General features: G+C 46.7%; 23 protein-coding genes. All 23 read right to left on the reverse strand.

The window, feature by feature from the left end; genetic code table 11:
* Window positions 1–16 precede the first annotated feature (16 nt).
* Window positions 17–475, reverse strand: coding sequence for an 8-oxo-dGTP diphosphatase (locus tag JI667_RS17155; RefSeq protein ID WP_206857391.1), 459 nt, complete (start codon window positions 473–475; stop codon window positions 17–19).
* Window positions 476–903: 428 nt separating this feature from the next.
* Window positions 904–1,620, reverse strand: a complete 717-nt coding sequence (locus JI667_RS17160) for a GDSL-type esterase/lipase family protein (RefSeq protein WP_206857392.1) — start codon at window positions 1,618–1,620, stop codon at window positions 904–906.
* A 326-nt stretch (window positions 1,621–1,946) separates the two neighbouring features.
* Window positions 1,947–2,894: a thioredoxin-disulfide reductase gene (gene trxB / locus JI667_RS17165; protein ID WP_034764251.1), complete on the reverse strand. Its 948-nt coding sequence runs from the start codon at window positions 2,892–2,894 to the stop codon at window positions 1,947–1,949.
* A 148-nt stretch (window positions 2,895–3,042) separates the two neighbouring features.
* Window positions 3,043–4,554 carry a tetratricopeptide repeat protein gene (locus JI667_RS17170; RefSeq protein WP_206857406.1) on the reverse strand — a complete coding sequence of 504 codons (1,512 nt, stop codon included), beginning with the start codon at window positions 4,552–4,554 and terminating at the stop codon, window positions 3,043–3,045.
* Between the two features lie 124 nt (window positions 4,555–4,678).
* Window positions 4,679–5,308 carry a bifunctional phosphoribosyl-AMP cyclohydrolase/phosphoribosyl-ATP diphosphatase HisIE gene (gene hisIE / locus JI667_RS17175; protein ID WP_206857408.1) on the reverse strand — a complete coding sequence of 210 codons (630 nt, stop codon included), beginning with the start codon at window positions 5,306–5,308 and terminating at the stop codon, window positions 4,679–4,681.
* A complete protein-coding gene (gene hisF, locus JI667_RS17180) occupies window positions 5,305–6,063 on the reverse strand; it encodes an imidazole glycerol phosphate synthase subunit HisF (protein ID WP_206857411.1) in 759 nt (252 codons plus the stop codon). Before hisF ends, hisIE begins: the two co-directional genes overlap by 4 nt.
* Window positions 6,057–6,791, reverse strand: coding sequence for a 1-(5-phosphoribosyl)-5-[(5-phosphoribosylamino)methylideneamino]imidazole-4-carboxamide isomerase (hisA, locus tag JI667_RS17185; protein ID WP_206857413.1), 735 nt, complete (start codon window positions 6,789–6,791; stop codon window positions 6,057–6,059). The genes hisF and hisA overlap by 7 nt, the downstream gene beginning before the upstream one ends.
* On the reverse strand, window positions 6,788–7,423 hold the full coding sequence (gene hisH / locus JI667_RS17190) for an imidazole glycerol phosphate synthase subunit HisH (RefSeq protein WP_206857415.1): 636 nt from the start codon (window positions 7,421–7,423) through the stop codon (window positions 6,788–6,790). The genes hisA and hisH overlap by 4 nt, the downstream gene beginning before the upstream one ends.
* A 3-nt stretch (window positions 7,424–7,426) precedes the next feature.
* Window positions 7,427–8,011, reverse strand: coding sequence for an imidazoleglycerol-phosphate dehydratase HisB (gene hisB / locus JI667_RS17195; protein WP_206857544.1), 585 nt, complete (start codon window positions 8,009–8,011; stop codon window positions 7,427–7,429).
* Between the two features lie 60 nt (window positions 8,012–8,071).
* Window positions 8,072–9,346, reverse strand: a complete 1,275-nt coding sequence (gene hisD / locus JI667_RS17200; protein WP_206857417.1) for a histidinol dehydrogenase — start codon at window positions 9,344–9,346, stop codon at window positions 8,072–8,074.
* A 170-nt stretch (window positions 9,347–9,516) separates the two neighbouring features.
* Complete coding sequence (gene hisG / locus JI667_RS17205; RefSeq protein ID WP_211201330.1) at window positions 9,517–10,140, reverse strand: ATP phosphoribosyltransferase; 624 nt, start codon at window positions 10,138–10,140, stop codon at window positions 9,517–9,519.
* On the reverse strand, window positions 10,137–11,324 hold the full coding sequence (locus tag JI667_RS17210; RefSeq protein ID WP_206857419.1) for an ATP phosphoribosyltransferase regulatory subunit: 1,188 nt from the start codon (window positions 11,322–11,324) through the stop codon (window positions 10,137–10,139). Before JI667_RS17210 ends, hisG begins: the two co-directional genes overlap by 4 nt.
* A 790-nt stretch (window positions 11,325–12,114) precedes the next feature.
* Window positions 12,115–12,654 carry an acyltransferase gene (locus JI667_RS17215; protein WP_206857421.1) on the reverse strand — a complete coding sequence of 180 codons (540 nt, stop codon included), beginning with the start codon at window positions 12,652–12,654 and terminating at the stop codon, window positions 12,115–12,117.
* Window positions 12,651–13,301, reverse strand: a complete 651-nt coding sequence (gene ppaX, locus JI667_RS17220) for a pyrophosphatase PpaX (protein ID WP_206857423.1) — start codon at window positions 13,299–13,301, stop codon at window positions 12,651–12,653. The genes JI667_RS17215 and ppaX overlap by 4 nt, the downstream gene beginning before the upstream one ends.
* On the reverse strand, window positions 13,273–14,238 hold the full coding sequence (locus JI667_RS17225; protein ID WP_206857424.1) for a nucleoside recognition domain-containing protein: 966 nt from the start codon (window positions 14,236–14,238) through the stop codon (window positions 13,273–13,275). Before JI667_RS17225 ends, ppaX begins: the two co-directional genes overlap by 29 nt.
* Before the next feature lie 19 nt (window positions 14,239–14,257).
* Window positions 14,258–15,094 (reverse strand): prolipoprotein diacylglyceryl transferase, encoded by an 837-nt coding sequence (gene lgt, locus JI667_RS17230; protein WP_206857425.1) that lies wholly within the window; start codon window positions 15,092–15,094, stop codon window positions 14,258–14,260.
* 65 nt (window positions 15,095–15,159) lie between these two features.
* Window positions 15,160–16,095, reverse strand: coding sequence for an HPr(Ser) kinase/phosphatase (gene hprK / locus JI667_RS17235; RefSeq protein ID WP_206857426.1), 936 nt, complete (start codon window positions 16,093–16,095; stop codon window positions 15,160–15,162).
* Window positions 16,096–16,405: 310 nt separating this feature from the next.
* The gene (locus JI667_RS17240) at window positions 16,406–16,762 is read right to left on the reverse strand and encodes a phage holin family protein (protein ID WP_206857427.1); all 357 of its coding nucleotides are present in this window, start codon (window positions 16,760–16,762) and stop codon (window positions 16,406–16,408) included.
* On the reverse strand, window positions 16,762–16,965 hold the full coding sequence (locus JI667_RS17245) for a PspC domain-containing protein (RefSeq protein ID WP_206857428.1): 204 nt from the start codon (window positions 16,963–16,965) through the stop codon (window positions 16,762–16,764). The genes JI667_RS17240 and JI667_RS17245 overlap by 1 nt, the downstream gene beginning before the upstream one ends.
* Before the next feature lie 21 nt (window positions 16,966–16,986).
* Window positions 16,987–18,108 carry a DUF4097 family beta strand repeat-containing protein gene (locus JI667_RS17250; RefSeq protein ID WP_206857429.1) on the reverse strand — a complete coding sequence of 374 codons (1,122 nt, stop codon included), beginning with the start codon at window positions 18,106–18,108 and terminating at the stop codon, window positions 16,987–16,989.
* Between the two features lie 22 nt (window positions 18,109–18,130).
* Window positions 18,131–18,445 carry a DUF4870 domain-containing protein gene (locus JI667_RS17255; protein ID WP_206857430.1) on the reverse strand — a complete coding sequence of 105 codons (315 nt, stop codon included), beginning with the start codon at window positions 18,443–18,445 and terminating at the stop codon, window positions 18,131–18,133.
* 294 nt (window positions 18,446–18,739) lie between these two features.
* Window positions 18,740–21,613: an excinuclease ABC subunit UvrA gene (uvrA, locus tag JI667_RS17260; RefSeq protein ID WP_206857431.1), complete on the reverse strand. Its 2,874-nt coding sequence runs from the start codon at window positions 21,611–21,613 to the stop codon at window positions 18,740–18,742.
* Window positions 21,614–21,620: 7 nt separating this feature from the next.
* Window positions 21,621–23,603, reverse strand: coding sequence for an excinuclease ABC subunit UvrB (uvrB, locus tag JI667_RS17265; RefSeq protein ID WP_206857433.1), 1,983 nt, complete (start codon window positions 23,601–23,603; stop codon window positions 21,621–21,623).
* Window positions 23,604–23,648 lie beyond the last annotated feature (45 nt).

Here is a 23,648-nt window from a genome sequence, read left to right on the forward strand (position 1 = left end):
TATAAACGTTCGTTTTTTAACTCGGATCCAGTCGATAAGACAATAATTTAAAATCGGGAGTATACGTAAACGTTCCATAAATCGTATTCTTTCCGTGTAAAAGGTAGTCCAGAATATGATAATCTCCTTCAGCCATCGGCAAATTCTTGATCTCTTCAATCGGATGCCATTTGATCTTGCCTTCTTCTGATTCCTGTAGATTGACTCCATCCGCTTCTGTTGCGAAGAAGGAGAACATCATCCACTCAGAAACGATTTGATCGCCATCTTTGATGATGAATGTAAAGACGCCTTTTAAATCAGGATTTTTTAAGTAAATCCCCGTTTCCTCACGATACTCTCGAATGACGGCATCCCTGATCGATTCACCCGACTCCATCTTTCCACCTGGAGCGACCCACCAGTTCCGTCTCGGCTTTTGGAGAAGGAGCACCTTGTCTCCATCTAGATATAAACAATTTGTGACACGTTGCACTACCTTCACCTCAATCTTGATGATTCGGGAGTGATCTATGCATCCATCCCATTTACAGTCTATCTCATTCCTTACATTATACTATGATTGTAGACAAGCTACAATGTCTCCGCTTGTTGATGAGATTGTCGAATGAAATCGGAATATATCCGGACAGGTTTTGACAGTGGAAGGTATTCCACAAGATTGGTACAGGACCTCTGAATCATTGGAACAGGAAAAAAGGCAAAAAAAATAGACACAGGCGATTCCTGTGTCGTCTACGGGATTTATTACTTAAAAGGGGGTCAATTTCTTATTTTCTATATTACCCGAAAATTGTTTCACTAGTGTTACAACAGATTTAAAACGGTATTACGGAATGTTAATGTTTCCAAGAGAAATTTACAAATCCCCTCGAATGCCCACGAATCCTGTCAATACACAGGTTAAAAGTCATAGTTCCTCATGATCTCGTCTGCAATTAACTCGTAGCCTTTCCCATTGGGGTGAAGGGAGTCATGAAAGTAAACCTCTTTGGACTTCCCTTTAAATAAAGGGTTTGTTGAAACGTATTTTACGTTCTCATGTGACTTCGCTTCTTTCATCATGGACTTATTCCAATCGTCCACATACGCTTCGATTTTATCGCTGTCTTTATCTGGATATGGATTGTACAGCCCCAACACAATGATATCCGCTTGTTTGCTTGCTGTCCCGACAATATTCAGGATTTTATCCAGATGATCAAGATAGTCTTTTTTTGCATCCATGATTTCGTCATGATGCAAAGGGAACAGATCTCCACCATTGTTCTTGATTAAATCATTGGTTCCAATGTTGATGATATATACGTCCGCTTCACTCAGATCCTCGGCCACGTCCGGCTTAACGATTTGTGCAAGGAGTTCATCTGACTGCTGACCCGGTACTCCAAGGTTTTGGAAGTTATAGGACATCTTCGTATGTTCTTTATTCACCTTTTCTTCTAAACGTCCGATATAACCTGAATCCTTTTTATCACCATATCCATAAGTGAGTGAATCCCCTAATGCAATGACGCGCTTTTTGGAGGACGACTCTGTCTCATCCGCAAAAAAACTGAAATAAACGATGGGGATAAGGGAAATTATGACGGCGATACCTGCAAATTTCATACCTTTCATTGTTGATCCGACCTTCCGAAATAAACTGAGATGACTTTCATAATAGTCGTTATTCCCTGTTGGGAGGGTTGTAACCCTGTTTATTTTTGGAAATGATCGTGAATGGGATTGGTGCTCGTCTATTTTCTACTCAGGTTGGGATTCCGAGTCTTTTTTCACTGGCTGCCGTATCTCCAAGCTTTACACGTTTCTCAACAATTCAAGTATAAAAGACTGGGCGATTACGTGCTTTTTTTATGTCTTCAAAATGTATAAGCACCCCGACAAATATTATAGAACCATAAAAAAGCCTTACGAAGGAATCCCTTTCGTAAGGCTTTCTTACATTAACCGTTTTTGACTTTTTCTTTCAGCTCTTCGATATAATGCTGAGCTGTTTGAGCGGCGATACTGCCGTCACCTGTCGCTGTCACGATTTGACGCAGTTGTTTTTCACGAACATCGCCGGCTGCAAAGATTCCAGGAACCTTCGTTTCCATTTGTTCGTTCGTTTCAATGTAACCTTCGGAGTTGATGATTCCAAGGTTTGCGAAAGGCTTCGTCAATGGAAGCATTCCGATATAGATGAAGACACCATCCGCCTGGAAATCTGTTTCTTCCCCGTTTTCAGTGGATACAAGAGTCACACTTCCCACTTTACCGTCTTTGTCGTTGATTTCCTTTATGGTGTGATTCCAGATGAAATCCACTTTCTCGTTATCAAACGCGCGCTGTTGCAGGATCTTTTGGGCGCGAAGCTCGTCACGGCGGTGAACGATCGTCACTTTGTTAGCGAACCTTGTCAGGTAAACCCCTTCTTCTACGGCAGAGTCTCCTCCACCCACTACAACAAGGTCTTTTCCTTTAAAGAATGCTCCGTCACATACGGCACAATAAGAAACCCCGCGTCCACCAAGTTCTTTTTCCCCAGGGACACCGATTTTCTTATATTCTGCACCCGTTGTGATGATGACTGCACGGGCCTTGAATTCTTTAGAACCGGTTTTGACGATTTTGAAATCCTCACCGTCCACGATTTCCTTGATGTCTCCGTATGCGTACTCCGCTCCGAATTTCTTTGCATGATCAAACATTTTATTAGAAAGGTCAGGTCCAAGAATATGGTCGAACCCTGGATAATTCTCCACTTCTTCCGTATTCGCCATTTGTCCGCCCGGCACTCCTCTTTCAAGCATAAGCGTTGATAGACTCGCACGTGACGTATAAACGGCTGCAGTCATTCCTGCAGGGCCTGCACCTACGATGATTACATCATAAATTTTTTCTTCAGACATAATGACATTCTCCTTCCGATCAGTCGTAAGCAAATTCTTTATTTAAATACTATGGTTAGAGGTTGTAATGGTGCTTAGCCTTCCATCTATAGTATTAACTTCCTACACCTATCCTATAAAAATTGGCGGCATATCGCCAAAAATATGCTCAAGGAAGGTAACTTTCCACGACTGCGATATATTTTGTCAGGGTACTTGCGGATACATTGAACCGGTCGCACACCTGCTTCTTGGTGATCTTCTCGTTTCTCAGGCGATTCCAGACGAATTCCGTGGCCGCTGCGAACGCTTTTGCATTCTTGAAGGTTTCACGTTCTTTGATTCCCCGGTAGGCAATCGTGAACCACATAAGGAACAGGCCGGATTCCACGGTTGTAATCGGCCGGTGTTTTCCGTAAAGGTGCAGGGCGACTTCATGCATGTTCTGGATTTCCTGATTCACCTTGATCGAACTATTCCCATTGCTGTTCAACACCTGGGCGAGATATACTTTCTCCACAATGGACAAATCCTCTACATCGCAAAAATCTGCGTGAGTGAGGATGGCCCTCTGATTGTCAGAGATGGACGTCAGGAAAAGACCGAATAATTTTTCCTCGGTATAGTCACTTTGAAGCTTCTTTAGTATCGATGTGACGTGATTTTCAAAGCCCTCAGCTTTATTCTGATCATTCCAAGGCTCCTGTCCTTCTTTTTCAGGGTTGAATTCCAATACCTTTTTCCACGCTGTACGGGCTGTATCTCCGTGACCGGTCTCATGGGCAGAGTAGGACAACCAGTAATAAAAGCTCGCATCGCCTTCAAAGCCGATCTTCTGAAGATATTTCAACCATCCATACGCTTTCTTTGAATGACCGATGAGGGCGAACGTCGCCCCGAGCTTATAGCGGTGCTCATGAAGCAAGGGACGGACCTTCTCGAGCCCCTGAATCAATTCATCCAGCTCCTCATGGCGCTTTTGATAGAAATAAAAGACGGCCGTATTGCACAGAGCATGAAGATTCCCCGGATTATTCTCCAGGACCTCTTCCAGTGTCGCCGACGCTTTATCCACTTCCCCTAAATAGAAGTAGGCTAGTGCCAGATTATTATAGGCCGACCAGAATTCAGGATAATCCCGGATGACGTCCTGCAAAGTATCCACAGCCTTCTGGAAGTGACCGGATTCGAGGAGCTCCCTCGCTTTTTCCTGCTGGCCGATGAGCTCATCATGCTCATATAAATCGTCCACAATCAAATCGGAATCAAGCTCAAGAAGCTCCAACAAGTCCTCAGCATCCTCGACGAATTCACCGTATTCTTCTTTCTCCAAATAAGTAGAGACCTGTACATATGCCTCTTTAAATAAGCCTAGGTGGGCATAATTATTGGCTAAGAAGTAATGGCATTCCGACATACGGGGATCCAGATCCTCCAGTATATTATGCAGTAAATCATTGGAACGCTTGTATTCCCCAAGCTCTGTATACACAATCGATAATTGACAGGCAATCATCGGTTCGATCGGTTCTAATTGAAATGCTCTATTTAAATATTTTAACGATTTCTTAAGCTCACGACGTTGATAAGCTTTCATCCCTTTATTGTAGTAATATTCACCTGTAGGGACAAAAGACAACACTTTCGCTTCTTCACTACTTAATTTTGACCCTTTTCTCATCAAAGTCCTCCGAAACGTTCATAGTATAACTACAGTAGTATATCATACAATCCCCCCGTACTAAACTACCATATTTTGAGGGACTTACCTTCACGCGTGCGCGAAGGTCCGTCCCTCAAGGGTGTTATTTATTATGACGCTCCACGAGGACGCCCAGCACGTCTTCGAGTGGAAGTTTTTGTTCTCTTAGAAGGACGAGTACGTGGTAGAAAAGGTCTGCGACTTCCCATTTCAGTTCTTCACTGTCCCTGTTTTTCGCTGCGATGATTACTTCTGATGCTTCTTCGCCTACCTTTTTAAGGATCTTATCTACCCCTTCTTCAAATAGGTAAGTAGTGTAGGCTCCTTCCGGCCGCTCGATTTCACGATTTTCAATGAGTTTTTCCAGAGTCAGGAGAATGTTCTCTGCTGCTGAGCTCTCCTCACCATGTACATTTTCATGAAAACAGCTTTCTTCCCCTTTATGGCAGGCAGGCCCTTTCTTATCCACCAGGACAAGAAGGGCATCACGATCGCAATCCCACGTAATACTCTTGACTCTTTGGGTGTTGCCGCTTGTTTCCCCTTTGTGCCAGAGCTCTTGCCGTGAACGGGAATAAAACCAGGTTTCCCCTGTTTCAACGGTTTTCTTTAAAGACGTTTCGTTCATATATGCCAGTGTCAGGACATCCTTTGTTTCAGCATCCTGGATGACAGCAGGCACCAGTCCTTTATCATCGTACTTCACGGATGTAGTCCAATCATTATTGGTCATCGTACGTGCACCTCCTGCTCTCTTAAATAACTCTTTACTTCTTCTACACTCGTTTCTTTATAATGGAAGATGGAGGCTGCAAGTGCCGCATCGGCTTTGCCTTCTGTAAACACATCTTTGAAGTGAGCGGCATTCCCTGCTCCGCCTGAAGCGATCACAGGAATCGATACGGCTTCGCTGACTGCCTTCGTCAGAGCCAGATTGAACCCTTTCTTCTCTCCATCACTGTCCATGCTGGTGAGCAGGATTTCCCCCGCACCGAGGGACTCCACTTCTTTCGCCCACTCCACGGCATCAAGATCTTTCAGCTTTCTTCCGCCGTGGGTATATACCTTCCACCCTTTGCTTCCTTCATCGTACTTGGCATCAATCGCCACGACGATGCATTGCGATCCGAAATAATCGGCTCCTTCACGGACAAGTCCGGGCCGGAGTACGGCGGCTGTGTTAAGGGACACCTTATCTGCCCCCGCCCGGAGGATCGCCTTCATATCCTCCACTGAATTAATTCCACCGCCGACGGTAAAGGGAATTGCCAGTTCCGCAGCCACATGCTGAACGACCTCCACCATTGTCTTACGGCCTTCGTGAGAAGCAGAAATATCGAGGAATACTAGCTCATCCGCCCCCTGCTCATCATAGACTTTCGCAAGCTCAACAGGATCCCCTGCATCGCGGAGTTCCACAAACTGAATCCCTTTTACCACCCTGCCGTCCTTCACATCCAGGCAGGGAACGATCCGTTTCGTTAACATGACTTCACCTCTTTTACGGCCTCACTCACAGTGAACTTCCCTGTATAGATCGATTTCCCGCAAATGGCACCGGAAACGCCCCGGGATTCGTATTGCTTTAATGTCTTCAGGTCTTCCAGTGAACTAATGCCTCCAGACGCAATCACTGATTTCCCCGTTTGTACAGCAAGATCCACTACCGCTTCTACATTGGGACCAGATAGCATTCCGTCTGTGGCAATATCGGTAAAGATGAACGTTTCGGCTCCGGCAGACGCTAATTCTTTTCCAAGATCAACGGCTTTAAGGGCCGATGTTTCCAGCCAGCCGTGAGTGGCCACATAGCCATCCTTTGCATCAAGTCCGATGGCAATCTTATCCCCGTACTCCACCAGCCATTCCTTTACCATCTCTGTGTTTGAAACGGCGATGCTGCCAATGATCACTCGGTCGACACCCCGGTTCAAATAATGTTCGATATCTTCTTTGGAGCGTATACCCCCTCCGATTTGAACCTTTGCTTGGAGTTTTTCCGCAACGGCAATGACGAATTCATCGTTTATCCTAGAGCCTTCCTTCGCTCCGTCCAGATCCACCATATGAATCCATTCCGCTCCTTCATCAGCGAATTTCTTCGCCATGTCAAAGGGAGAGTCACCATACACCGTTTCTTGATTATAATCTCCCTGAACGAGACGGACACACTTTCCGCCCCGCATATCGATGGCTGGATAAATCGTAAAACTCATGAGACCGCCTCCTTCACCCTTTTTGTAAAGTTTTCTAACAGCTGCATGCCGAGCTCACCGCTTTTTTCCGGATGGAACTGCATGCCGTATATATTATCCCGGCTCACTACGGCCGGGATTTGGACTCCTGCATAATCAGCGCTTGCCGCAATTACGTCTTTTGATCCTTCGTGTACGTAATAAGAATGGACGAAGTATACATAGCCTTCTGTCAATCCTTCTAAAAGGGGAGTTTTTTTCCCAAAGTGCAGGAAATTCCACCCCATGTGGGGGACCTTAAAGGAATGTCCCTGACCGTCTTCTTTCGGGATATGAAGAACCTGCCCGGGCATCAGGGATAACCCCTTCGTCGTCCCATTCTCCTTGCTTTCTTCAAACAAAAGCTGCATGCCTAAGCAAATGCCAAGAAGCGGCTTCCCGCTTTCGGCGAATGTCAGGATGGTTTCTTTCAAGTCGGTGCTTTCAAGGAGGTTCATGGCATCTTTAAATGCCCCGACCCCCGGTAAAATCAACCCGTCCGCCTTTAGTAATTCTTCTTGTACATCACTGATGAAGTAAGGGACGTTCAAGCGTTCCAATGCTTTACTGACGCTGAACAGATTCCCCATTCCATAATCCACAATACCGATCATGAATTATAACATTCCCTTCGTAGACGGAATCCCTTTGACACGGGGATCGATCGTCGTTGCTTCATCCAGTGCACGGCCGAGGGCCTTAAAGATCGCTTCAATGATATGGTGGGTGTTGTGGCCGTAATGAACGATGACATGCAGGTTCATCCGGGCTTCAAGGGCAAGCTTCCAAAGGAATTCATGGACGAGCTCCGTATCGAAGGTACCGACTTTCCGGCTTGGAAGTTCTGCACGGAATTCAAGGTGTGGACGGTTACTCAGATCCACCACTACCTGAGCGAGGGCTTCATCCATTGGGACCATGGCGGATCCGTAACGCCTGATGCCTTTCTTGTCTCCAAGAGACTCCAGTAATGCCTGCCCCAAACAGATTCCGATATCCTCTGTCGTATGGTGATCATCGACCTCCGTATCCCCATTCGCATCTATTGTACAATTGAATTGTCCATGCTTCGTGAACAAATCCAGCATATGACTCATAAACGGGACCCCCGTCTCGATCTTTGAGTTCCCTTCCCCATCAATTCCAAAGCTCAACCGAATATCTGTCTCATTCGTCTTGCGCACAATCTCTGCACTTCTCACCATGATGTCCTCCTTTATTTGGAGGGACGGACCTTCCCTGGGGAGGTCCGTCCCTCTTCCCTATTTCTCTTTATCGAATCGTATCTCGACTGCCCTTGCATGGGCCTCGAGGCCTTCTAACCGGGCAAGCTTCGCGATTTTTCCGTAATTTTTCTGCAGTGCTGTTTCACTGTATGAAATCACACTCGTCTTTTTCATGAATTCGTCCACATTCAACGGACTGGAGAAACGGGCTGTCCCGTTCGTCGGCAGCACATGATTCGGACCTGCGAAATAATCCCCGACCGGCTCCGAGCTATATCGTCCCAGGAAGATCGCTCCGGCATGGCGGATTTTGGCCATCGTTTCGAAGGGCTTCTCCGTCAGGATTTCCAGATGCTCCGCCGCCAGCTCATTGACAAGTTCAATTCCGTCCTCAATAGCTCCCGTCACATAGATGCGACCGAAATTCGTGATGGATTGACGTGCGATCTCTTCACGGGGGAGCGACGTCAGCTGCTGTTCAACCTGAGCGGATACTTCCTCGGCAAGTGTGGATGAATTCGTCACCAGGACGGCAGACGCCATTACATCATGCTCTGCCTGTGAAAGCAGATCTGCTGCAATTTCATCGGCCCGTTGATGTTCATCTGCTAAAATCACGATTTCACTCGGACCGGCAATCATATCGATATCCACATCACCGAACACTTCCCGTTTCGCCAATGCGACGTAGATGTTCCCGGGTCCCGTTATTTTATCTACAGGTGTGATCGATTCCGTTCCATATGCCAGTGCCGCTACTGCTTGTGCACCACCGACTTTGAAAATCTCCTCCACCCCTGCGACTTTCGCAGCCACGAGTACGCCTGGAGATAACCGTCCATCACGACCAGGAGGAGATACCATGGTAATACGCTCGACTCCTGCCACTTTTGCCGGAAGTACATTCATCAATACGGATGACGGATAGGCTGCCGTCCCCCCGGGCACGTAAACCCCCACTGAATCAAGGGGAGTCAGTTTTTGACCAAGCATCGTGCCATTTTCATCCGTTGTAAACCAAGAAGATCTCTTCTGCTCCCTATGGAATTCACGAATATTATCCGCTGCTTCCTCGATAATCGAAATCAACTCGGAATCCAGCGATGAGAAAGCTTCCTCTATTTCACTCTCAGACACTTTATATTGATCCAGGGAAACGCCATCGAATTTCTCTGTCAACCTTCTGACCGCCTTATCCCCATCCTTCCGCACAGAAGAAATAATCTCCTGAACCGCTCTCCTCTGTTCCTCCGTACCACTATCAACAGAGCGCTTGATCGACGCCCCTTTAACATCCTTAATAATCTTCACAGAATTCACCAGCCTTCTAGAGGGACGGACCTGCAATCAGGACCTGCCTTCCCTATGTAATCTCTATTTAGAGGGACGGACCTCGATTTCCACCGTGAATCCGTCCAGAAAACTCCTTAAATGCTTGCCTTCACTATCTTCCTGACTCAATCAGGAGAGGTCCGTCCCTCTCACCCGATGATGCGGGTGAGGCGGTTGACGAGGTCTTCGATTTTTTCGTCTTTCATCCGGTAGCTGACAGGATTGACGATGAGTCGGGAGGTGATGCCGACGATGGTTTCGTATTCCACCAGTCCGTTTTCTTTCAAGGTACGACCTGTCGAAACGATATCGACGATGCGGTCAGCCAGCCCGATTAACGGTGCAAGCTCGATGGAACCGTTTAGCTTGATGATCTCCACCTGCTCTCCCTGTTCACGGAAATAAGAGGAAGCGACATTTGGATACTTGGTTGCGATCTTCGGTGCCACATCGCTCATTTTCGTATCAGGTAGCCCCGCTACCGCCAGGTAACACCCGCTGATCCGCAAATCCAGCAGCTCATAAACATCCCGCTCTTCTTCAAGCATCACATCTTTACCCGCAATCCCTAAATCAGCGACCCCATGTTCCACATACGTCGGAACATCCATGGGCTTTGCAAGGATGAAACGCAAATTCTCCTCGGGTACTTCAATGATGAGCTTCCTCGAATCATCAAATTCAGGGGGCAGATTATAATCTGCCTTTCTTAATAGCTCCACTGCTTCTTCGAATATCCTGCCTTTTGGCATGGCAATCGTTAATGCGCTCATGATGGCTCACCGCCTTTTCGGTCTTGTCCGACTATGAAATGGACATTGCTGAACCCCTTCGTAAACTCATCCACATCTCCTACGCCTTTCCAGTTCTGCAGCACAACTTCTTTTCCTTCATTTCTGAGGTCCCGCGCTAGATTTATGGCTTCTTTCCTGCGCTCGTCACTGAACAGCACACACTGCTGCAGGGTGGAAGACAATTCCACCTGCATGGCTTCAAGCACATAATCCAGACGCAACCCGAAGCCTGTCGCCCCTGAGTTCTTCCCGAATTTTTCAAGCAGCTTATTGTAGCGTCCTCCATTTCCGATGGCAAATCCGACATTGTCCCCGTACACTTCGAATAAGATGCCGGAATAATAGCTCATATGGCTGACAAGGCTCAAATCGAATTTCACATATTGCTCCACTTCATAGTCTTTTAAACTATTCCACAGATCGTTCAGCTGCTGCAATGCCCGTAGCCCTCTTTTCCCTTCCATGAGGCTGTGGGCTTCAATCAGTACATCTTCGGATCCCCGTAATTGCAGGAAACGGAATAGCCGCCCTTTATCAATGGATGATAGAGCCAGCTCATTTACATGTTGACGGTACCCGACATAATTCTTCTCATATAAGAATCTTCTTAACGTATCCGCCCGTTCCTCGGTTCCCACGATTTGAGTGAACAACTCATGAACAAAACCGATATGACCGATGGAAATCTTGAAATGCTCCAAGCCCGCTTCTTTCAAAACTGATACCATCAGGGCGATCACTTCGGCATCGGCGCTGACCGAATCGTCTCCGATGCACTCAATCCCAACCTGTTCAAATTCAGCCGGTCGACCGCCTTCCCGCTGCTGTGCCCTGAATACGGAATTCGAGTAAGCAAGTCTGAGCGGAGCCTCGTCTTTTAATAATTTGGATGCGGCAATCCGGGCGATCGGGGCTGTCATATCCGGCCTCAGCACGAGGGTATGCCCCTGTTGATCCAGCAGCTTGAACAGCTGCTGATCCAGGATCGCCGATGCCTCGCCGACGGTCTCGTAGTATTCAAGACTCGGGGTTTCAATAAACTTGTAGCCCCAAAGCTTCATGGCATTCTCCATCTTCTTTTTCGTCTGATCTTTGATCTCATATAAGTCAGGAAATGTGTCTCTCATTCCCAATGGCTTCTCGAACATAAACAACTTAGTCATAAGAACCACCTTTGGCGTATTAATTCCACTATTTTTCCCCATTTAAGGGATTGCTACTAATCCTCGATTATTCAGAAATCCTTTAGTTCGCTAATATGCTAATAAATTAAAGTTATTTGTAGTGTAGCGTTTCTTTTTTTATTCGTCAACCGTTTGGAGGGGGATTTTCTGCTGGAGTGTCGGGTTATCTACCAAATATTATTTTTGTCTGCCGTTTTCAAAATATATCTGCCATTCGGCTAATCCCCTCCTCTTTCAAAAAGGCTGTTTTTCGTAAACATTGTTGCTTTTTGATGTAGCGAGTGGCGGTTGATTTCCGCTTTAGGTGCTCGCTTTCCGCGGGGCTGGCGGTGAGCCTCCTCGCCTGCGGGGTCTCACCTGTCCAGCATTTCCCGCAGGAGTCGAGCACCTGCAGCGAGAATCAACTGACGAAAAGTTTGACTATCACAAAGGAAATGTAGAGATCGCGTATGCCACTGCTTTTTCATTCGTTGCAGTGACTGATTTTATTTCGTAGTCCCTTACTCTTTTTGAACTGATGGTGAAGGGAACTGCGTAGACTCCTACGGAAAACGGGCGTGCCGAGACCCCGGAAGCGGTTTTTCCTGAGGAGGCTCGGCCGAACGTCCGTGGAAAGCGGGACTGTTCCCTTCACCCTCCTGCACCACAACTTAAATGACAGAGCATCGTAAATCTGAGTTTATATGCAAATAGCAGCAATCTCTTCGAAAACAGCCTTCACAAACAAAAAAAGACAAAAATAGAACTCACTCTATCTTTGCCTTTTCCCTTATTCTTCTCTATTCAACCCATAGATGGCATCTTCCCGCCACCGTTCTGCCAACTCATCTTTTGTATAGATGACTCTCATCGGGTTCCCCCCGACGAACGCACCATCCGGAACATCTTTATGTACAAGGGTCCCCGCCGACACGATGGCCCCGTCTCCGATTTTCACTCCCGGCAAAACCGTCGTGTTGGCACCGATCATCACTTCTGATCCAATCTGGACATCTCCTAACCGGTACTCCTTGATTAAATATTCATGGGCAAGGATCGTCGTATTGTATCCGATGACCGTGTTGCGTCCGACCGAAATCTTTTCGGGAAACATCACATCGAGCATCACCATGAGGGCAAAGGACGTATGCTCCCCGATTTTCATCCTCAGGAACGTCTTGTACAGCCAATTCTTCATTCCCAAAAAGGGGGTATACCTCGCCAGTTGAATGACGATGAAATTTTTGACGACCTTCCCGAACGGAACGGTTTTGTACACATGCCAGAGGGAATTTGCCCCTTCTACAGGGTAGCGGGTCGTCCGCCTCATGCAGTCGATGCTCCAACAATGGCTAATAAGTCCTTCATGTTTTCAAGCATGAAGTCCGGTTCGTAGTGGGCAAGGTGCTCCCTGCCCTTTGCACTCCACGCCACGCCTGCTGACAGGACCCCTGCATTTTTTCCGGCCAGAATATCATGGTGGTTGTCTCCGATCATGATCGCTTCATCCGGTGAAGATCCCAAAGCGATCAACGCCTTTTCAATCGGTTCTGGATGGGGCTTCGCATTCTCCACCTCATCCAGTGTGATGATGACTTCAAAGAATGGACGCAGATTCATCAGGTCCAACCCTTTCAGCACGACATCACGGACCTTCGTCGAAACGATGGCTAATTTGTATCCATTTTCAAAAAGCGTCTGTACGGTTTCATAAACCCCTTCGAACTCTGTCACAAGGGAATCATGATGTTCATGATTATAGGCCCGGTAGTGGGCACACATCTCTTCCATTCTTTCCGGGTTCAATCCACCAAATGACTCTTCAAGTGGCGGTCCCATGAAAGGATGGACATCCTTTTCTTCATATTGTCCAGGATAATAGTGATTCAGTGTATGCAAGAAGGACGAAATGATCAAATCATTCGTGTTGATCAGCGTTCCATCCAAATCAAATAAGATTGTTGTAATCCTGCTCATAATGCAGCTCCTTTTCTTTCTTAGCGTCGACTTTGTTCCAGAAATATGCCACTATCATCGTTAATAAAATGGCCGTCACCAGTCTGATCAAAAGCAATGGCAATACGGGGATCCCGAGTGGAAGGAAAATCAATGTATCCTCCACCACCGCGTGACACGCCACTAAAAAGATGAAGGCGATCGTGACATCTTTCCTGCTGACCCCGTCTTCCTTGACCGCCTGGATCATGACTCCGGCTCCGTAGGCAAGGCCGATGACGAGTCCGGCCACCATCGTTGAAGACGTATTTTCATTCATCCCAAGCGCCCGTGTAGCAGGGGACATCCATCGGGAAAAAACGTCCATCCATTTCAAGTCTCTCATCACCTGAATGATCATCATGAGTGGAATGACGATCAGAGCAAGCTGGAGGACTCCGAAACCTGCTTTTTCAAGGCCCATCAAGATGATTTCTCCCCATCCGTTTGGTTCTGTCTGCTGAGGAGGCATCATCCCATATTTCGCAATCTCCGAGCCGCCGCTCCATACTACATTAATGACAATGGCAGATAGGAGACCAAGCCCGACCCTCACGGCAACAATCAGCCAGATCTTAACACCGACTTTTGAAGCAACCGTTGATTCGATGAACAGATTGTGACAGAAAGAAAGCATCACCGCAATGATGAATACTTCCTTCACCGTTAAATCAAGGGACAAAATCCCTCCTATTCCTGCATACAGATTCAGGAAATTACCAAGTACAAGAGGAATGGCTGCATCCCCAGAAAGACCGAGAAGTCTCATAAAAGGCGAAATCTTCTCCATGATCCAAGGAAGAATCGGGGTGTATTGCAGCAAAAAGACGATCAACGTGATCGGAAAAATGACTTTCCCCAACGACCACGTTGTTTTCAAACCTGTGATTCCGCCATTTTTCAACGATGACATCCACATACTTCTTACTCCCCTTCTGTTAAGCGTTCACCGTATCCGTTTTCTCATCATATGCCTGTTGGGCAAGACCTGCTTTTCTTCTATAAAAGAACACAGCGATCGCAGCGATGATCAGCACGATGGAAATCACTTGTGCGAAACGGAAAGAACCCAGCATCAGGCTGTCCGTTCTGAGCCCTTCCACAAAGAAGCGACCGATGGAATACCAGACGACATACGTCAGGAACAGCTCCCCCCGTCGCAGCCAGCCCGCCTTTCTTCTTAACACTAGAAGCAGGATCAGTCCGGCAAAACTCCAAAGACTTTCGTACAGGAAAGTAGGGTGGTAATAGGTGCCATCAATATACATTTGATTGATGATGAAGTCCGGCAGCATCAAATTCTCAAGAAATGTCCTGGACACCTCTCCGCCATGTGCTTCCTGATTCACAAAGTTCCCCCAGCGTCCGATGGCCTGACCGAGGATGATACTTGGTGCCGCGATATCCGTCAGCTTCCAGAAGGACAATCCTTTCAATTTGGCAAACACCACGGTTGTCAGGACGGAACCAATCAACGCACCATGAATGGCAATCCCGCCATTCCATACTTTTATGATATCCCCGGGGTGATCGGCATAGTAATGATCCCACTCAAAAATGACGTAATAAGCACGGGCACATATGATGGCGATGGGAATCGCCCACACGAGCAAATCAATGAAGGTATCGGGATGAAGACCTAAGCGCTTGCTCTCCCCAATGACTAAATAAAGTCCTATTGCAATGCCGAGTCCGATAATGACTCCGTACCAGTGTACCTGGATCGGACCGAGTGAAATGGCAATAGGATCGATTGGCGTAATATTCTCGTTCATTTTGTCTCTCCTTTTTCATTAAGATACCATATGATGGTTAAAGCGATTTATGTTGTATGTAAAGCTTAAATATCCTCATTTTCCCCGTCTTCAATCACATCTGCCAAACGGTTCGTGAATTGTTCCGCCGCATTCACTCCCATTCGCTTCAGACGGAAGTTCATGGCAGCCACTTCGATGATGACGGCAAGATTTCGTCCCGGACGGACCGGTACAGTATATTTCGTAATATCTGTATCAATGATTCTCATTTTCTCTTCTTCCAACCCAAGGCGATCGTACTGCTTCGTTTTGTCCCATATCTCAAGATTAATACACAGGGTGATCCGTTTATAACTGCGGACCGCTCCGGCACCGAACAGCGTCATCACATTGATGATGCCCAAACCCCGGATTTCTAAAAGGTGCTCTATTAACTCAGGGGAGCTGCCGATCAGTGTATCCATGTCTTCCTGGCGGATTTCCACACAATCGTCTGCTACCAGGCGGTGTCCTCTTTTCACAAGTTCGAGGGCCGTTTCACTCTTCCCGACGCCGCTCTTACCCGTGATCAAGACACCGACTCCATAGATGTCGACCAAAACCCCATGGATTGCCGTTGTAGGAGCAAGCTTACTTTCCAAGTAATTGGTCAGCCTTGAAGAAAACCGGGTCGTCTTCATAGATGAACGCATGACAGGTACATCATAACGATTCGATGCTTCCACTAGCTCCGGTGGAATTTCAAGATCCCTTGAAATGATGATCCCAGGGGTAATATCCGTACAAAGCGCTTCCATTCTGCGCTTACGTTCTGCTTCATCTAACAACTCCAGGAAAGAAAGCTCCGTTTTCCCTAATAACTGAATGCGTTCTGCAGGATAGTAGTTGAAATACCCGGCCATTTCAAGTCCGGGGCGTGAAATATCACTTGTTGTAATCGGTCTATGTAAACCTTCTTCTCCCCCGACAAGATCCAAATTGAACTTCTCGACGATATCTTTTGTGCGAACCTTTGCCACAAGTAGCTCCTCCTTCACGTTACACTCTCTTCATATTTCATAATCGTTACGGTACTCTAACCTATTTTAGCAATTATGGAGAAAAGCGCAAGGAGGCCCGCTTATGGGCGTGTCTCCTCATAATAAAAGCGCAGCATGTGCATGAATCCTTTTATGGTGGAGGTGCCGTCTAGCTCAAGGCAGTGATTCCTTTCCCTGCTGTGGACGGGCCGTCAATATTCCCCACCTCTTTCCACCTTTTTATTCTAAAAAAAACGTGTTTTGGACCACAAAAAAACCCCGGCTCGTGAAAACCGGAGTCCTTTTCTATTTATTTCTCTTTCATTGGCTCAAGGACCGCTTTTTGAATCACCAGATTGGCAAGTGATAAGATGATCGATGCCAGAAATGCCATACCGAAGCCTGACAATTCAAAACTGCTTCCCATCAAACCATCCGTCAGTAATAATGTAACGGCATTGATGACGAAAAGAAACAGCCCCAGTGATAAAATCGTGACCGGCAATGTCAGGATGATCAAAATCGGTTTCACGAGAACATTCAGGATGGAGAGGATAAAACTTGCTCCGATGGCTGCCCCGATCCCCGACACTGCAAATCCTTCAAAAAAGCCTGCTAATGCAATAAAAATCACTGCATTGATTAAAATTCCAATAATCCATCTCATTATCTGATGGCTTCCTCCTCATGTGGCAGCACGAAGGCCAATAACCCATAAATGACACCCAGCGGGAAAAATCCCGTTGGAATGAGCAGGATGATGAAAATCACCCTCAGGATCGTGGAATCAATCCCTGCATAACGGGATAATCCACCGATCACTCCTGCCAGCTTCCGGTCGGACCTTGATCGTGCTAATCGTTTTTTCATCGTTATACCTTCTTTCTCATTTTATGCGTTGTCCTTATTAACATTCTTCTGTTCATGCTTTTTTATGAGGACAGATCCTGCTTTTGTTTCCGCAAAAAGATGAAGCTTATCGAGAGAGTCGGTTTTTCGACTGAAACGGATCGATTTCTGCACCACTTCATTTTTTTCCTCTAATACATCAATACCCTGCAGTTCTACCTTGAAACTACCGAAATTCGATTTAGCTTCTCCGGATATGTTGATGTTTTCTGGAACGAATAGATCAATATTGCCCGTCACCGTTTTGGCGTGAATCGTATCGGATTTCTCCCCTGTGAGGGCACAGACGATGTTTCCATTCAGGGACTGAACATCGGAGTATAAAATATCCCCTTCAACATGGACCTTCCCATTAATGGACTCCGCCTCTACATGATCTGCTTTTGCGTTCTTGATGGTAATCGCCCCGTTGGACGTTTCAACTTCCACTTTTTTTGAAGTCAGACGGTCAATATCGATCTTCCCATTTGCCGCCTTCGAACGAAGGTCTTCAACATCCAGATTACCGGCTTTTAACCCGCCATTGAATAAGCGGACCGAAATCCTTTTATACTGATGCTTTGGAATGTAGAGCTTGGAATCCACTTTCATCCACTTTAATTGTGTCGAATAATAGAGCGTATCTTCATCCACGGCAAAGGATGTATTCTCCATAAACTGCTTTCTCGCTTCTTCATGATCTTCCGTGCGATAAACCTTGGCTTCACATTCCACACGGACTTCCTCTCCATCCCAAGGAATCAGTTCCACCTTTCCATTTGCCACATCTACGTCAATTTTCACAAAATCTGTATTAGGCTGCTGGTAAACATGGGACAACTCCACAGATTGGTTCCATTGGAAATCAAAGTCGAAGTTCTTGATCTTATTCAATGCAGAATTCATGAAGTCAAGGAGCTTATCTTTCGGATTTCCCGAATGGTGCTCCTTCCCATCCTTTTTCTCGTCTTGAAAGATGGAGACAAAATCATCAAGAAAATCTTTTTCTTTTGTCTTCGATGTTTTCGGCTGCTTCTCGAGTGCTTCTAACAATGCCAGTGCTTCCTGTGCCGAAATCGTTCCATTCTCCAACATATCCAAAATGCGTTTGCGTTCTTCATTCATACTCTTTCATCCCCTTTATTGATTATAAAAGTACTTTGATGCCCTTATACACATTCCAAATGACGACGACAACACTGAATAATATAGCCAAACCGATCATCACGATGGTAAAGACAGGCAGTCCCGCACCAGTGGCGAAAACCCCCATATCCATGACCAGACCTGCGATCACAAGCGGAACCGCAATGACCGGTAATAAATGAGATAAAAATGCTGCTTTTGCATCCTTTTTCACGTATGGATTATCCGTTAGGAAATAGACGATCAAAGGAAAAAGGAAGCCGGCAAAGAATATACTAAAATAGCATAGGGCTGACAATACCTTATTGGTGTCCATCTTCATCATCTCCTCTACTATTATTTACGATACGCTGGGCGAAAAGTTTCAATGCTTTTGTTACTAATCTTATTTTCACATATGTGATGTGTGCTTCACTCCATCTGAAGGCTGATTTTGGGTAGGTATGGAGGTGTGGTTTTGGTTTCTGTTGAATATTTCATATGAGCCGGTAGCTTGTTGATTTCCGCAAAATGTCCAACTAATCTAACAAGAATATAGATTGAGTCAATCCCTACTTCCAGATCCATTCCTTAACAAAAAGAGAGATGCATTAAGCATCTCCCCACATGATCAATTAGTTACTTCTTCTCTCTCACGGATCTTATTTTTCATCCGTTCACGATCTCGTTCGAGTACGGGTTTGAGGTATTTTCCTGTGTAGGAGCCTTGTACTTCGGCTACTTTTTCAGGGGTTCCGCTTGCGACGATTTTGCCGCCTTTGTCTCCACCTTCTGGACCAAGGTCCACAAGGTAATCGGCTGCTTTGATTACATCGAGGTTGTGCTCGATGACAAGGACGCTATCTCCATTTTCCACCAGTCGTTGAAGGACGACGAGGAGACGTGCGATATCATCAACATGCAGTCCTGTTGTCGGCTCATCCAGGATATAGAGAGAGCGACCGGTTGAACGGCGATGCAATTCGGAGGCCAGCTTCACACGCTGGGCTTCCCCACCGGATAACGTTGTGGCTGGCTGCCCTAATGTGATATAGCCAAGTCCCACATCAAAAATGGTTTGAAGCTTACGCTTGATCTTCGGAATGTTTTCGAAGAACTTCACTGCATCTTCCACTGTCATCTCAAGAACATCAGAGATATTTTTATCTTTGTATTTCACTTCAAGTGTTTCACGGTTGTATCGTTTTCCGTGACAAACTTCACACGGAACATACACATCGGGAAGAAAGTGCATTTCAATCTTGATGATCCCGTCCCCGCGACATGCTTCACAGCGGCCGCCTTTTACATTAAAGCTGAAACGCCCCTTTTTATACCCTCGAACTTTCGCTTCATTGGTGGTGGCGAACACATCACGGATATCATCGAATACCCCCGTATACGTTGCCGGGTTCGACCTTGGGGTACGGCCGATCGGGGATTGATCGATGTCAATGACCTTATCAAGATGTTCAATCCCCTTCACTTCTTTATGCTCACCTGGTTTTGACTTGGCATTATGAAGCTTCTGAGCCAGGGATTTATGCAGGATTTCATTGATCAGCGTACTTTTTCCGGATCCTGATACGCCGGTTACGGCTGTGAAGATCCCCAAGGGAAGCTTTACCTTGACGTTGTTCAAGTTGTTTTCCTTTGCCCCCACGATCTCCAAATAACGGCCATCAGGTTTGCGTCTTTCCTGTGGAAGAGGAATGAATTTCTTACCTGATAGATACTGACCTGTCAATGAGTTCTCATCATCCATCACTTCCTGCGGTGTTCCCGCCGACACGACTTCACCTCCGTGGACACCAGCACCCGGCCCGATATCAATCAGATAATCCGCTGCCATCATCGTATCTTCATCATGCTCAACGACGATCAGCGTATTCCCGATTTCACGCATATTCTTTAATGTATCGATCAGTCGGTCATTATCCCTTTGATGCAAGCCGATGGATGGTTCATCGAGAATGTAAAGAACCCCGGTCAGACGGGAACCGATTTGAGTGGCAAGACGGATCCGCTGTGCCTCTCCGCCGGATAACGTACCGGCCGCCCTGCTCAAAGTGAGGTATTCCAATCCGACATTCACAAGGAAGCCAAGACGTTCTTTGATTTCCCTCATAATCAGGTTGGCAATCTTCATATCTTTCTCAGAGAGTTGAAGTCTTAGGAAGAACTGCTCCGCTTCTTCAATTGAAAAAGCCGTCACTTCTCCTATATGCAGGGAATCCACTTTAACCGCAAGGCTCTCTTCTTTTAACCGGTGGCCGTTACATGTCGGGCAGTCCTGCTGCGCCATATACTTTTCCATCTGCTCCCTGATATAGTCGGAGCTCGTTTCACGATAGCGCCGCTCCACATTCGGGATGACACCTTCGAATCGAAGATAGTTTTCCCTCACTTGGCCAAAGTCGTTCTCGTAACGGAAGTAAATCTCGTCTTTACCGGATCCATAAAGAATCTTATCCATCTGGTGCTTCGGAAGATCCTTAACAGGGATATCCATGGGAATTTCATAATGATCACAGACGGCCTTCAGAAGAGAGGGATAGTATTGTGAGCTGGTCGGTTCCCATGGAGCGACGGCATGCTCAGCAAGGGTACGGTCCCAATTGGGGATCACAAGCTCCTTATCCACCTCAAGCTTCGTTCCAAGTCCATCACAACTCACACATGCACCATAAGGGCTATTGAAGGAAAACATCCTCGGTTCGAGTTCACTGATGGAGAACCCACAGTATGGACATGCGTGATGCTCGCTGAATAGAAGCTCGTCTTCCCCGATGACATCGATGATCACCTGTCCATCCGCAAGGCGCAATGCCGTTTCAAGTGAATCGGAAAGTCGTGCCGCGACTCCCTCTTTTACGACGATCCGGTCAATGATCACTTCAATGGAATGTTTCTTGTTTTTCTCTAACGAAATCTCTTCACCCAGATCCTGCACTTCTCCATTGATACGGACCCTCACGAATCCCTGTTTCTTGATGTCTTCAAGAGTCTTCACATGGGTTCCTTTACGGCCCGACACGACAGGTGCAAGGACTTGCAGCTTGGTTCTTTCAGGATATTCCAGGATCCGGTCCACCATCTGTTCGATCGTCTGGGAAGTGATTTCAATCCCGTGATTCGGGCAGATGGGTTTTCCTACCCGGGCAAACAGCAATCTCAGGTAATCATAAATTTCCGTAACCGTCCCCACTGTTGAACGGGGGTTACGGCTCGTCGTCTTTTGGTCGATGGAAATCGCAGGGGATAATCCTTCGATGGCGTCGACGTCCGGCTTATCCATCTGGCCCAGAAACTGACGGGCATAAGCCGATAAGGATTCGACATAACGTCTCTGTCCCTCTGCATAGATGGTATCGAAGGCAAGGGAAGATTTCCCCGACCCTGACAGCCCCGTCAAAACAACGAGTTTATCCCGCGGGATTTTAATATCTATATTTTTTAAATTATGAGCTCTAGCTCCTTGTACGATTATTTGGTCCTGCGCCATGATTCGTTCATCCTTCCGCCTTGAGCTCAAGAATGGTATCACGAAGCTGTGCGGCACGTTCGAAATCGAGTGCCTTGGCTGCTTCCTTCATCTCCACTTCCAGGCTAGCAATAAGTTTTTGTCGCTCCGGTTTAGACATTTTCGAAACCTTTGTCTGTTCTCCTTCATAAACCCCTGCTTCTTCAGCGGCATGAGTCGCCCTGATGACATCCCGGATCTCTTTTTGTATCGTCGTCGGGGTCACACCGTGTTTTTCATTATATTCCTGTTGGATCGTACGGCGGCGCTCGGTTTCATCGAGTGCTTTCTGCATGGAATCCGTGATTTTATCTGCGTACATGATGACTCTTCCGTTACTGTTACGGGCTGCACGGCCGATCGTCTGGATCAGGGACCGTTCTGAACGCAGGAAGCCCTCTTTGTCAGCATCAAGTATGGTGACAAGGGACACTTCCGGTATATCCAACCCTTCACGGAGCAGGTTGATCCCCACCAGTACATCATATTTGCCCAATCGAAGATCCCGGATAATTTCGATGCGTTCCAACGTTTTGATCTCTGAGTGGAGATATTGAACTTTTATGCCAATCTCCTTCAGATAGGCAGAGAGATCCTCTGACATTTTCTTCGTCAGCGTCGTAACCAGTACCCGTTCATTCTTCTCGATCCGTTCATTGATTTCACCTAACAGATCATCAATCTGTCCTTCGATCGGACGTACCTCGATAATCGGATCCAGAAGTCCCGTCGGCCGGATGATCTGCTCGACCATTTCAGGACTATGCTCAAGCTCATATGGTCCGGGAGTGGCCGAAACATAGAGGAGCTGCTGGGTTTTCTTTTCGAATTCTTCAAAACGGAGAGGACGATTGTCCATGGCTGATGGCAGACGGAATCCGTGGTCCACGAGCACTTTCTTACGAGCCTGGTCCCCGTTGAACATACCCCTGATTTGAGGCAGCGTCACATGTGACTCGTCAATGACAATCAAGAAGTCATCAGGAAAGTAATCCATAAGCGTATACGGAGTCGAACCGGACGGACGTAATGTCAGGTGTCGGGAATAGTTCTCGATTCCTGAGCAAAAGCCCATTTCCCTCATCATTTCCAGATCATAACGTGTCCGCTGCTCCAAACGCTGCGCTTCCAGGAGCTTGTTCTCTTCCTTCATGATCGCCAGCTGTTCTTCCAGTTCTTTTTCAATATTTTTAATCGCTACCTGCAGCTTTTCCTCACGGGTTACGAAGTGGGAGGCAGGGAAGATGGCGATATGTTCACGATCACCCATGATTTCCCCTGTCAGGGCATCCACTTCACGGATCCGGTCGATTTCATCGCCAAAAAATTCTACACGCATACAGTGTTCATCCCGTGAAGCTGGGAAAATTTCCACTACGTCGCCCCGTACACGGAAAGTTCCGCGCTGAAAGTCGATATCATTACGCTCATATTGGATATCCACAAGCTTCCGGAGCAATTGATTCCGTTCAATCTCCATCCCCGTTCTAAGAGAAAGGACGAGCTCGCGGTACTCTTCCGGATTACCCAATCCGTAAATGCAGGATACGCTGGCAATGATGATGACATCCTTCCTTTCGAAAAGGGACGAGGTGGCGGAATGCCTTAATTTATCGATCTCATCATTGATGCTGGCATCCTTTTCAATAAAGGTGTCAGTCTGTGGAACATACGCTTCAGGCTGATAGTAATCGTAGTAACTGACAAAATACTCAACGGCGTTATCAGGGAAGAACTCCTTAAACTCGCTGTAGAGCTGTCCCGCCAGGGTTTTATTATGGGCAATGATAAGGGTCGGCTTCTCAACCTGCTTGATTACATTAGAGACAGTGAACGTCTTTCCCGTCCCTGTTGCTCCAAGCAGAGTTTGATGACGCTTCCCTTCATTTATACCCTGTACCAGTTTCTCTATGGCCAGAGGCTGATCTCCCTCTGGTTTATATTTAGATTTGAGCTCAAATTGATCTTTCACCGTGAAACCTCCTATAATAAGGACTGCTACCTTGTATTTACCTAC

Origin of the sequence: Bacillus sp. NTK074B, from assembly GCF_017303375.1 — a bacterium.
Classification (GTDB): domain Bacteria; phylum Bacillota; class Bacilli; order Bacillales; family Bacillaceae_B; genus Rossellomorea.

What these genes read in the sequence shown, in the direction of transcription:
- ppaX (WP_206857423.1), bottom strand. Translation starts at nt 13,301, where the DNA reads ATGAGCAGGATTACAACAATCTTATTTGATTTGGATGGAACGCTGATC.
- JI667_RS17245 (WP_206857428.1), bottom strand. Translation starts at nt 16,965, where the DNA reads ATGAAAAAACGATTAGCACGATCAAGGTCCGACCGGAAGCTGGCAGGA.
- JI667_RS17225 (WP_206857424.1), bottom strand. Translation starts at nt 14,238, where the DNA reads ATGTGGATGTCATCGTTGAAAAATGGCGGAATCACAGGTTTGAAAACA.
- JI667_RS17160 (WP_206857392.1), bottom strand. Translation starts at nt 1,620, where the DNA reads ATGAAAGGTATGAAATTTGCAGGTATCGCCGTCATAATTTCCCTTATC.
- JI667_RS17210 (WP_206857419.1), bottom strand. Translation starts at nt 11,324, where the DNA reads ATGACTAAGTTGTTTATGTTCGAGAAGCCATTGGGAATGAGAGACACA.
- JI667_RS17240 (WP_206857427.1), bottom strand. Translation starts at nt 16,762, where the DNA reads ATGAGATGGATTATTGGAATTTTAATCAATGCAGTGATTTTTATTGCA.
- hisG (WP_211201330.1), bottom strand. Translation starts at nt 10,140, where the DNA reads ATGAGCGCATTAACGATTGCCATGCCAAAAGGCAGGATATTCGAAGAA.
- uvrA (WP_206857431.1), bottom strand. Translation starts at nt 21,613, where the DNA reads ATGGCGCAGGACCAAATAATCGTACAAGGAGCTAGAGCTCATAATTTA.
- trxB (WP_034764251.1), bottom strand. Translation starts at nt 2,894, where the DNA reads ATGTCTGAAGAAAAAATTTATGATGTAATCATCGTAGGTGCAGGCCCT.
- JI667_RS17170 (WP_206857406.1), bottom strand. Translation starts at nt 4,554, where the DNA reads ATGAGAAAAGGGTCAAAATTAAGTAGTGAAGAAGCGAAAGTGTTGTCT.
- hisH (WP_206857415.1), bottom strand. Translation starts at nt 7,423, where the DNA reads ATGATCGGTATTGTGGATTATGGAATGGGGAATCTGTTCAGCGTCAGT.
- lgt (WP_206857425.1), bottom strand. Translation starts at nt 15,094, where the DNA reads ATGAACGAGAATATTACGCCAATCGATCCTATTGCCATTTCACTCGGT.
- hisIE (WP_206857408.1), bottom strand. Translation starts at nt 5,308, where the DNA reads ATGACCAATAATGATTGGACTACATCCGTGAAGTACGATGATAAAGGA.
- JI667_RS17250 (WP_206857429.1), bottom strand. Translation starts at nt 18,108, where the DNA reads ATGAATGAAGAACGCAAACGCATTTTGGATATGTTGGAGAATGGAACG.
- hisF (WP_206857411.1), bottom strand. Translation starts at nt 6,063, where the DNA reads ATGTTAACGAAACGGATCGTTCCCTGCCTGGATGTGAAGGACGGCAGG.
- JI667_RS17215 (WP_206857421.1), bottom strand. Translation starts at nt 12,654, where the DNA reads ATGAGGCGGACGACCCGCTACCCTGTAGAAGGGGCAAATTCCCTCTGG.
- hisA (WP_206857413.1), bottom strand. Translation starts at nt 6,791, where the DNA reads ATGAGTTTTACGATTTATCCAGCCATCGATATGCGGGGCGGAAAGTGT.
- JI667_RS17255 (WP_206857430.1), bottom strand. Translation starts at nt 18,445, where the DNA reads ATGGACACCAATAAGGTATTGTCAGCCCTATGCTATTTTAGTATATTC.